Genomic DNA, 9,803 nt, shown 5'->3' with positions numbered 1-9,803 from the left:
CTTAACATGACTACTCCATGCGCTATTAAGTGAGTGGTTATTCTTGTAGATCTGTCAGATAACTTTGCACTTGATAGCCATAACGGGAGACAGGATATATTTCAATCTGTTTTTCTGCCGAAGTTATTTTCTCTTTCGCACTCGCCGACATTTTTTCACCCGGCAAAATATACGCCTTAGCGAATTGAACGGTCTTACCTGATGGCAATAATTTTGCTTTTTGCTCCATACGAACAATGTAAGGGGTTTTATTCTCGACAGTGACGTTGCCGTTATTCATTTGCCATTTTAAGTCTTTCCAGGGTTCGAGATTGACTGCCAGTCCGGCCGGGCGAATAATAACGGGCAAATTCTGGCTGAATGCGACTTTTACTTTATTTTTTTCACGCTGCGGGATAGCGGTAAAAATGACGCGCTTGATGTGTTCCACCTTCAGCGGCTCTGCGCTGCTTTTCAGTACAAAGCGCACGCGCTGGGTTTTGCCCGCGTCGACACGTACAACCGGCTGTGTCACAATCAGGCCAGGCTTTGGGTCATCGGGTAGGTCAACCAGTTTGGTATACAGCAATTGGGCATCGGCATCCGTGTTTTTGACGTCCATACTGGCACCCTGCTCGTCTTCTTTAACGATCAGCAATGGAGTTTCTGGCACCATTCCAGCAGCCAGGGCATTAAACGAGGTTAACAGGCAGGTACAAATCAGCGTTCTTTTCAAAAACAACATAATATTAGTCCATTAATATTTAAATAACACTCCACAGATGTGGAGTGTTTACTTTGAGGCTATTACAGATAAACCAGCTCGATGTTGGTTAAACCGTCCAGCGTTAATTCGTCGCTAATATCCAACTCACTCGCTGGGTTAATCTGCGCCACGATGCCGATGTTGAAATTAACTTGTTTCAGCACGGCAGGTCGATCATTAACGGTATCGTTGGCGAAACCGTATGTCTCACTTTTATCCGTAACAACTTGCAGATAATGAAGCCCGTTTTTTGCGTGCCAATCCGTAGTCGCGGTAGCATCCTTCGAATATACTGGATGCAGCGACGCACCCGTATCGTCTGTCGCGGTACCCTTATCCCTCTGAATACCCATGGCATAAGCGCCAATCTTCTTACCGTTAAACATGCCCAACCCTGCTGTACTTGCAGGGCTTAATAAAAATTCCAGATCGCTAAACGCGGTAGACAAGTATTCGGTTGGCGCGGAGTCAGCGTGCGCATCGTTAAACGTCACACCAAAACGCGTAGGGGTTTCGCAGGTAATGGAAATAGAGACAACTTTCGTACCCGGGAGAGATGTTACCGTGTTGTAGTTTAACTCAGTTGCTTTAACCGTACCAAAATCAGCATTACCGCTGCCGCCTACAACAGAAGGCGTACAGGAGGATGGGACAACTTTACCGCTTACCTGCAGATCAAGGCTGGTTCCCGCTATTGCCGAAGACGCCGCGACAGCCAGCACGGAGGCCAGCACCCCTTTTTTAAACATCGCGTTCATTTTATTTCCTTATGTGAGTGAAATAGAAAGCAAACCAAATAATGAATATCTGGTCTGGATATCAGCACTACAAAATTTGCGTCTGGAAAATAGCACCACAAATTAACGCGAACAATAATTCAAAATGATTTTAGGATTTGCGCCTGAGGAAATCCTAAGAGTTGAACATTACACATATTTTTATTGAATATATAATTGATAAATATATGCAGGGATCTGGTCTGACCCTATATTAAAACTGTGTATTATTATGATTAATTTCAAACAAAAGTAACCAAAGAAGGGAGATTTTTACAGTTATTGTTTCGTTAATAAGAAAATGCCTGGAAGATGTGCGGGAGAATCGAGGAAGGAGTCGTGGGTGTAAACCTGTCCCGGCTCCGAAGAGCAGGGACAGCGGCAATATCACTTATTTGTTCAGTTCGGCGGTCATGTGAACGCGGTTACCCGAGAACGCCTGAGTAATTTTGTAAGATGATGCACCCGCTTCCTGAGCCTGAGCTGCGATTTTCGCTTCTGCGCCGTCAATGGTAGAGGCGCTTGCAGTCACGATCTGCGCAGCGAAAGAACCGAAAGAAGCAGCCAGAGCGATTACAGCGACAAAAGTTTTGATGCTTTTCATGATTTAAACCCTTTCATTAAGTTGTTTAGATAAGGCACCGTGCCTTGATGTGATAAATACTAGACCTCATCACGAACAACTAAAAGCGGAAGGATTTGCTATTATCATTCAAAATTACTGATCAACTATTAATCGCTGTGGATGGGTATAAATGGTTGCCCTTCCCGGCTTGCAGAAGCCCACCAGCGTCAGGTTGCAGCGCTCCGCCACCTCTACCGCCAGCGTGGTTGCCGCCGATACGGCAAACAGGATCTCCACCCCGCACATCGCCGATTTTTGCACCATCTCATAGCTGGCGCGGCTGGAAACAAGTGCCGCGCCCTGCTGCCAGACCTCACTTTCCCGCGCACGACGACCCAGCAGCTTATCCAGCGCCACGTGGCGGCCAACGTCCTCATGTCCCCCGGCAATATCGCCCGACGGCAATACCCACGCTGCTGCGTGCGTGCAGCCGCTCAGCTGGCCGATGGACTGAACATCGTTGAGATGCTCAAGCGCATGGTCGAGGTGTGCCAGATTAAAGTTCTGCGTGAAAGGCAGAGGTACAACAGGCTTGCCAATATCGTTGAGCTGCTCGACACCACACACGCCGCAACCGGTGCGCCCGGCTAGTGCGCGACGGCGCTCTTTTAACCCCATAAAGCGGCGGCTGGAGAGTTCGATTTGCACCTCAAGGCCGTTGCATGCCTGCACCACGTCCATGCCGTAGATCTCCTGCGGGTGCTCAATGATGCCTTCCGAAAGGGAGAATCCTGTCGCGAACAGTTCGAGATCTTTTGGCGAAGCCATCATCACCACATGCGAGATGCCGTTGTAAACGAGTGCAACAGGCACCTCTTTCGCCAGATAATCAGGCGTGGCGTGGGCAATGTGGGGCGGCCTGTATACCGACAATTCCACAATGCCGGCAGGCAGGGGGGACGAATGGGGGGCACGATTTTGTTTAGACACAGCGCTATTCCTGAACAACCACGACGGTAAGCCTGCTATTGCAGCACAAACCACAGGCTTTACGCATAGTATGGATCAACTATTCGACAACCATTCTCCTACTCATTCAGAAGGGGTGCAACCTGACGCCCGCTACACCGCTTTAACATGCAGCGCTATTAACGTGATCAATATCACACTTTATAATCAGCATGGTGATAATACGTTCACTTTGTATTAACGCCATTAGAACAGCGGTACCAACATTGTGGTATTCTGATGATATCCCTCGTGGAATTGAGGGATTAACGCAAATTTTTTCCTTTGCGGTCCTTCTTCAACCGCGAAGTCAAAACACTATATGTAAGCAATGTCGAAACAAGGAGTGACCCATGCAGGTCAGCAGAAGGCAGTTCTTTAAGATCTGCGCTGGCGGTATGGCAGGCACCACGGCAGCGGCACTGGGCTTTGCGCCCGGCGTAGCGCTGGCGGAAACGCGGCAGTATAAACTGCTACGCACCCGCGAAACCCGTAATACCTGTACGTACTGCTCTGTCGGTTGCGGGCTGTTGATGTATAGCCTCGGCGACGGTGCTAAAAACGCCAAAGCGTCTATTTTCCATATCGAAGGCGACCCGGATCATCCGGTCAACCGCGGCGCATTGTGCCCGAAAGGGGCGGGTCTGGTGGACTTTATCCACTCCGAAAGCCGCCTGAAATTCCCTGAATATCGCGCGCCTGGCTCCGACAAATGGCAGCAAATCAGCTGGGAAGAGGCGTTCGACCGCATCGCTAAACTGATTAAAGAAGACCGCGATGCCAACTTTATTGAGAAGAATGCCGACGGCGTTACGGTCAACCGCTGGCTCTCCACCGGGATGCTGTGCGCCTCTGCTTCCAGCAACGAAACCGGTTATTTAACCCAGAAATTCACGCGCGCACTCGGTATGCTCGCGGTCGACAACCAGGCGCGTGTCTGACACGGACCAACGGTAGCAAGTCTTGCTCCAACATTTGGTCGCGGTGCGATGACCAACCACTGGGTCGACATCAAGAACGCCAACCTCATTGTGGTGATGGGCGGTAACGCCGCTGAAGCGCACCCTGTCGGGTTCCGCTGGGCGATGGAAGCCAAAATCCACAACGGTGCGAAACTGATTGTGATCGATCCCCGCTTTACGCGTACTGCGTCGGTGGCGGATTTCTACACCCCTATTCGTTCAGGTACTGACATCACTTTCCTGTCAGGCGTCTTGCTGTACCTGATGACCAACGAAAAATATAACCGCGAATACACCGAAGCCTATACCAACGCCAGCCTGATCGTGCGTGAGGATTACCACTTCGAAGATGGTCTGTTCAGCGGTTATGACGCCGAAAAACGCAAATATGACAAAACCAGCTGGAACTACGAGCTGGACGAGAAAGGCTTTGCGAAGCGCGATACTACCCTGCAACACCCGCGCTGCGTGTGGAACCTGCTGAAAGAGCACGTCTCCCGCTACACGCCGGAGGTTGTCGAGAACATCTGTGGTACACCGAAGTCGGACTTCCTGAAGGTGTGCGAGCTTATCGCCGAAACCAGCGCGAAAGATAAAACCGCGTCATTCCTCTACGCCCTCGGCTGGACGCAACACTCCATCGGCGCGCAGAACATCCGTACCATGGCGATGGTTCAGCTACTGCTCGGTAACATGGGGATGGCAGGCGGCGGCGTGAACGCCCTGCGCGGTCACTCTAACATTCAGGGTTTGACCGACCTCGGCCTGCTGTCTCAAAGCCTGCCGGGCTATATGAACCTGCCAAGCGAGAAGCAGACCGACCTGCAAACCTACCTGACCGCCAGCACGCCTAAACCGCTGCTCGAAGGCCAGGTGAACTACTGGGGCAACTATCCGAAGTTCTTCGTCTCGATGATGAAAGCCTTCTTCGGCGACAAAGCGACGGCGGAAAACAGCTGGGGCTTTGACTGGCTGCCGAAGTGGGACAAAGGTTACGACGTTCTGCAGTATTTCGAGATGATGCACCAGGGCAAAGTGAACGGCTATCTGTGCCAGGGCTTTAACCCGGTTGCGTCGTTCCCGAACAAGAACAAGGTTGTTGAGTCGCTGTCGAAACTGAAGTTCCTGGTGACGATTGACCCGCTCAATACCGAGACCTCAACGTTCTGGCAGAACCACGGTGAATCGAACGATGTCGACCCATCGAAGATTCAGACCGAAGTGTTCCGCCTGCCATCGACCTGCTTCGCGGAAGAGAACGGCTCTATCGTCAACTCCGGACGCTGGCTGCAGTGGCACTGGAAAGGCGCGGACGCCCCGGGTATCGCCATGAACGACGGCGAAATCCTGGCCGGTATCTTCTTACGCCTGCGTAAGATGTACGCGGCAGAAGGTGGCGCGAACCCGGAACCGGTCCTGAACATGACCTGGAACTACTCAACGCCAGAAAATCCAGCGCCGGAAGAAGTGGCGATGGAGAGCAACGGTAAGGCGCTGGCGGACGTTATCGACCCGGCCACCGGCACCGTGCTGGCGAAGAAAGGCGATCAGCTCAGTACCTTCGCGCACCTGCGTGATGACGGTACTACCTCCAGCGGCTGCTGGATCTTTGCCGGTAGCTGGACGCCGAAAGGCAACCAGATGGCCAACCGCGATAACGCCGACCCGTCAGGCCTGGGCAATACGCTGGGCTGGGCATGGGCATGGCCGCTCAACCGCCGTATCCTCTATAACCGCGCATCCGCTGACCCGCAGGGCAACCCGTGGGATCCAAAGCGTCAGCTGCTGAAGTGGGACGGCGCGAAATGGGGCGGCGTGGATATTCCGGACTACAGCACTGCACCGCCGGGTAGCGATGTCGGGCCGTTTATTATGCAGCCTGAAGGGATGGGACGTCTGTTTGCTATCGATAAGATGGCGGAAGGGCCGTTCCCGGAACACTACGAGCCGTTTGAGACGCCGCTGGGCACCAACCCGCTGCACCCGAACGTGGTCTCTAACCCGGCAGCCCGTATCTTCAAGGGCGATTTCGACGCGCTGGGGAAAAAAGACAAGTTCCCGTATGTGGGCACCACTTATCGTCTGACCGAACACTTCCACTACTGGACCAAGCACGCGCTGCTTAACGCCATCGCGCAGCCGGAACAGTTTGTGGAGATCGGCGAGAAGTTGGCGAACAAGCTCGGCATTGCCCATGGCGATACCGTTAAGGTCTCTTCTAACCGTGGCTACATCAAAGCCAAGGCCGTAGTGACCAAGCGTATTCGCACGCTGAACGTTCACGGCCAGCAGGTGGATACCATCGGTATTCCGATTCACTGGGGTTATGAGGGCGTGGCGAAGAAAGGGTTCATTGCGAACACCCTGACGCCGTTCGTCGGCGATGCGAACACGCAGACGCCGGAGTTTAAGGCCTTCCTCGTGAACGTGGAAAAGGTGTAACGGAGACGACTTATGGCTTATCAATCTCAGGACATTATCCGTCGTTCCGCGACTAACAGTTTCACGCCCGCGCCTCAGGCGCGGGACCACCAGCAGGAAGTGGCTAAGCTCATCGACGTGACCACCTGTATTGGCTGTAAAGCCTGTCAGGTGGCGTGCTCGGAGTGGAACGACATCCGTGACGAAGTGGGTCATAACGTCGGGGTGTACGACAACCCGGCGGATCTGACCGCCAAGTCCTGGACGGTGATGCGTTTCTCTGAAGTGGAGCAGAACGACAAACTGGAATGGCTTATCCGCAAAGATGGCTGTATGCACTGCGCGGATCCTGGCTGCCTGAAGGCGTGCCCGTCAGAAGGGGCTATCATTCAGTATGCGAACGGTATCGTCGACTTCCAGTCTGAGCAGTGCATTGGCTGCGGCTACTGCATCGCGGGCTGTCCGTTCAACGTGCCGCGACTGAACCCGGAAGACAACCGCGTCTACAAATGTACGCTGTGCGTCGACCGCGTTAACGTCGGCCAGGAGCCTGCCTGCGTGAAGACCTGCCCAACCGGCGCTATCCATTTTGGTTCAAAAGAGGATATGAAAACGCTGGCGGCAGAGCGCGTGGGCGAGCTGAAAACCCGTGGTTACGACAACGCAGGCCTGTACGATCCGGCCGGGGTTGGCGGTACACACGTGATGTACGTTCTGCATCACGCCGACAAGCCGAATCTGTATCACGGCCTGCCGGAGAACCCGGAGATCAGCGCCACCGTGAAATTCTGGAAAGGCATCTGGAAACCGCTGGCAGCGGTTGGTTTTGCTGCCACCTTCGCAGCGAGCATCTTCCACTACGTCGGCGTCGGGCCGAACCGCGCGGAAGAGGAAGACGACAACCTGCATGAAGAGAAAGACGAGGTGCGCAAATGAAAAAACGTGACACCATCGTGCGCTACACCGCGCCGGAACGCATCAACCACTGGATCACCGCCTTCTGCTTCATGCTGGCGGCGATAAGCGGGCTGGGGTTCTTCTTCCCCTCCTTCAACTGGCTGATGCAGGTACTGGGAACGCCACAGCTGGCGCGCATCCTTCACCCGTTCGTGGGTGTGGTGATGTTTGCCTCGTTTATCATCATGTTTTTCCGCTACTGGCACCATAACCTAATCAATCGGGATGATATCTTTTGGGCGAAGAATATTCGTAAGATCGTCGTCAACGAGGAAGTAGGTGACACCGGGCGTTATAACTTCGGCCAGAAATGCGTATTCTGGGCGGCGATTATCTTCCTGGTCCTGTTGCTGGTCAGCGGCGTGATCATCTGGCGTCCGTACTTTGCGCCTGCTTTCTCAATCCCGGTGATCCGATTCGCGCTGATGCTGCATTCATTTGCCGCAGTGGCGTTAATTGTGGTTATCATGGTGCATATCTACGCCGCCCTTTGGGTAAAAGGCACCATTACCGCGATGGTGGAAGGCTGGGTAACCAGCACGTGGGCGAAGAAACATCACCCGCGCTGGTACCGAGAAGTTCGCCAGAAACAGGAAAAGTCATCTGAATGAGTATTCGCATAATCCCGCAAGATGAGCTGGGGTCGAGCGAGAAACGCACGGCGGAATATATTCCGCCGTTGTTATTCCCCAGACTCAAGAACCTCTACAACCGCCGCGCAGAACGTCTGCGCGAGCTGGCAGAGAACAACCCGCTGGGCGATTTTCTGCGTTTTGCCGCGCTGGTTGCCCATGCGCAGGAAGTGGTGCTGTACGACCATCCGCTGCAAATGGATCTGACCGCGCGCATCAAAGAAGCCAACGCGCAGGGCAAGCCGCCGCTCGATATCCACGTCCTGCCGCGCGACAAGCACTGGCATAAGCTGCTGCATTCGCTGATTGCCGAGCTGAAGCCTGAGATGAGCGGTACCGCGCTGGCGGTCATCGAGAATCTGGAGAAAGCGTCCGAGCAGGAGCTGGAAGAGATGGCGAGCGCGCTGTTTGCCTCTGACTTCTCACAGGTCAGCAGCGATAAAGCGCCGTTCATCTGGGCTGCGCTGTCGCTTTATTGGGCGCAAATGGCAAGCCTGATCCCCGGCAAAGCTCGCGCCGAATACGGTGAAGCGCGTCAGTTCTGCCCGGTGTGTGGCTCCATGCCGGTCTCAAGCATGGTACAAATTGGCACCACCCAGGGGCTACGTTACCTGCACTGCAACCTGTGTGAAACCGAGTGGCATGTGGTGCGTGTGAAATGCAGCAACTGCGAGCAGACCCGCGATCTGAACTACTGGTCGCTGGAAAACGAAGACGCGGCGGTGAAAGCCGAAAGCTGCGGTGACTGCGGGACCTACCTGAAGATTCTGTATCAGGAAAAAGACCCGAAAGTTGAAGCGGTCGCTGACGATCTCGCCTCGCTAATTCTGGATGCGAAAATGGAGCAGGAGGGCTTTGCCCGCAGCTCTATCAACCCGTTCCTGTTCCCGGGTGAAGGGGAGTAATTCCCTGTGACAGTGCCGGGCGGCGTGTGCTTGCCCGGCCTACAGTTGATAAGGTAAAACTACTCCGGCGATCCCCTGAAAGTCTTTGGTATTCCGGGTGATTAACGGGCAATTTCTGCTTTGAGCCGTCGCTAAAATAATGGCATCCGGAAGCTTCATGCCATGCCGCTCGCGGAGCATTACGCTTCTTTCTGCGATATCTCGGTTTACCTCAATAATCTCAAAAGCGCCCATTAACGCCGCTGTTTTCGCTTCATGGCCATACTTGCGTGCCCCCACCATGACTTCCATCCAGGTGATGAGACTGATCGCTCGGTGCGATGCAGCGCTTTCGATTGTATTTGCTGCCTCGACACGATTATTGAAAAGGTCGATCAGGATATTGGTATCAAACACCGCCATGTGTTCCATACCTACCACTCCTCACGCAACTTACGTTCATACTCAAGCCCATCTTCCTGCTGGTTTCCCCACAAGCCAAGCGCATCGCGAATAATCGAAGAACTCTGCTGGTCGAGATACTGCTCAATTGCTTCACGCAGTAATTCGGCACGAGGTTGGTTACGTAGCTGTTTGAGGTTATCGAGACGCTGAATAACGTCATCCGACAAATCGATCAGGATCCTGCCCATGTTAAGCTCCGCCAGCAAACTCATATATCACCTTAGTATATCATTATTGTCCATTTTTAAGGCAACATACGCTTTCTGTAATCCGGATTAAAGCACCAGCCAGGCTTTTCCCTGGTATTTGCGAGCCGCTTTCCAGATCAATGAGTTCACAAAATTTGTTGTTTTCATCCGCATGAAACCAGGCTGTAAACTGTATATTA

General features: G+C 53.3%; 10 protein-coding genes. 4 read left to right on the top strand and 6 right to left on the bottom strand.

The genetic code is table 11. From position 1 onward, the window contains the following. Nucleotides 1-37: 37 nt before the first annotated feature. From C5687_RS22760 to fdhD, 4 genes are all read right to left on the bottom strand, one after another. Nucleotides 38-724 carry a fimbria/pilus chaperone family protein gene (locus C5687_RS22760; protein ID WP_104558041.1) on the bottom strand — a complete coding sequence of 229 codons (687 nt, stop codon included), beginning with the start codon at nucleotides 722-724 and terminating at the stop codon, nucleotides 38-40. Nucleotides 725-786: 62 nt separating this feature from the next. Then, on the bottom strand, nucleotides 787-1,503 hold the full coding sequence (locus C5687_RS22755; RefSeq protein WP_059386313.1) for a DUF1120 domain-containing protein: 717 nt from the start codon (nucleotides 1,501-1,503) through the stop codon (nucleotides 787-789). A gap of 409 nt (nucleotides 1,504-1,912) precedes the next feature. Beyond that, the gene (locus C5687_RS22750; RefSeq protein WP_104558039.1) at nucleotides 1,913-2,125 is read right to left on the bottom strand and encodes a YdgH/BhsA/McbA family protein; all 213 of its coding nucleotides are present in this window, start codon (nucleotides 2,123-2,125) and stop codon (nucleotides 1,913-1,915) included. A gap of 114 nt (nucleotides 2,126-2,239) precedes the next feature. Further along, complete coding sequence (gene fdhD, locus C5687_RS22745) at nucleotides 2,240-3,076, bottom strand: formate dehydrogenase accessory sulfurtransferase FdhD (protein ID WP_104558037.1); 837 nt, start codon at nucleotides 3,074-3,076, stop codon at nucleotides 2,240-2,242. A gap of 371 nt (nucleotides 3,077-3,447) precedes the next feature. Here fdhD and fdnG point away from each other — a divergent pair, with 371 nt between their 5' ends. From fdnG to fdhE, 4 genes are read left to right on the top strand one after another with little or no spacing between them, the layout of a single operon-like run. Beyond that, nucleotides 3,448-6,498: a formate dehydrogenase-N subunit alpha gene (gene fdnG / locus C5687_RS22740; RefSeq protein WP_104558035.1), complete on the top strand. Its 3,051-nt coding sequence runs from the start codon at nucleotides 3,448-3,450 to the stop codon at nucleotides 6,496-6,498. A gap of 12 nt (nucleotides 6,499-6,510) precedes the next feature. Then, nucleotides 6,511-7,413 (top strand): formate dehydrogenase subunit beta, encoded by a 903-nt coding sequence (fdxH, locus tag C5687_RS22735; RefSeq protein WP_025759554.1) that lies wholly within the window; start codon nucleotides 6,511-6,513, stop codon nucleotides 7,411-7,413. Continuing rightward, nucleotides 7,410-8,045: a formate dehydrogenase cytochrome b556 subunit gene (fdoI, locus tag C5687_RS22730; protein ID WP_045285696.1), complete on the top strand. Its 636-nt coding sequence runs from the start codon at nucleotides 7,410-7,412 to the stop codon at nucleotides 8,043-8,045. Before fdxH ends, fdoI begins: the two co-directional genes overlap by 4 nt. Continuing rightward, nucleotides 8,042-8,971: a formate dehydrogenase accessory protein FdhE gene (gene fdhE, locus C5687_RS22725; RefSeq protein ID WP_025759557.1), complete on the top strand. Its 930-nt coding sequence runs from the start codon at nucleotides 8,042-8,044 to the stop codon at nucleotides 8,969-8,971. Before fdoI ends, fdhE begins: the two co-directional genes overlap by 4 nt. Before the next feature lie 39 nt (nucleotides 8,972-9,010). Here the strand turns inward: fdhE and C5687_RS22720 are convergent, their stop codons facing one another. Together C5687_RS22720 and C5687_RS22715 are read right to left on the bottom strand one after the other, a co-directional pair. Further along, nucleotides 9,011-9,382, bottom strand: coding sequence for a type II toxin-antitoxin system VapC family toxin (locus C5687_RS22720; RefSeq protein WP_059386316.1), 372 nt, complete (start codon nucleotides 9,380-9,382; stop codon nucleotides 9,011-9,013). A gap of 2 nt (nucleotides 9,383-9,384) precedes the next feature. After that, nucleotides 9,385-9,627 (bottom strand): ribbon-helix-helix protein, CopG family, encoded by a 243-nt coding sequence (locus tag C5687_RS22715; RefSeq protein WP_059386317.1) that lies wholly within the window; start codon nucleotides 9,625-9,627, stop codon nucleotides 9,385-9,387. Between the last annotated feature and the right edge of the window lie 176 nt (nucleotides 9,628-9,803).

Origin of the sequence: Enterobacter sichuanensis (assembly GCF_002939185.1) — a bacterium.
GTDB classification, from domain to species: domain Bacteria; phylum Pseudomonadota; class Gammaproteobacteria; order Enterobacterales; family Enterobacteriaceae; genus Enterobacter; species Enterobacter sichuanensis.
This window is presented reverse-complemented; position numbering and strand designations above follow the sequence as displayed.

Coding starts and splice junctions, on each gene's coding strand:
- C5687_RS22760 (WP_104558041.1), bottom strand. CDS start 724: ATGTTGTTTTTGAAAAGAACGCTGATTTGTACCTGCCTGTTAACCTCG.
- C5687_RS22755 (WP_059386313.1), bottom strand. CDS start 1,503: ATGAACGCGATGTTTAAAAAAGGGGTGCTGGCCTCCGTGCTGGCTGTC.
- C5687_RS22750 (WP_104558039.1), bottom strand. CDS start 2,125: ATGAAAAGCATCAAAACTTTTGTCGCTGTAATCGCTCTGGCTGCTTCT.
- fdxH (WP_025759554.1), top strand. CDS start 6,511: ATGGCTTATCAATCTCAGGACATTATCCGTCGTTCCGCGACTAACAGT.
- fdoI (WP_045285696.1), top strand. CDS start 7,410: ATGAAAAAACGTGACACCATCGTGCGCTACACCGCGCCGGAACGCATC.
- fdhE (WP_025759557.1), top strand. CDS start 8,042: ATGAGTATTCGCATAATCCCGCAAGATGAGCTGGGGTCGAGCGAGAAA.
- C5687_RS22720 (WP_059386316.1), bottom strand. CDS start 9,382: ATGGAACACATGGCGGTGTTTGATACCAATATCCTGATCGACCTTTTC.
- C5687_RS22715 (WP_059386317.1), bottom strand. CDS start 9,627: ATGAGTTTGCTGGCGGAGCTTAACATGGGCAGGATCCTGATCGATTTG.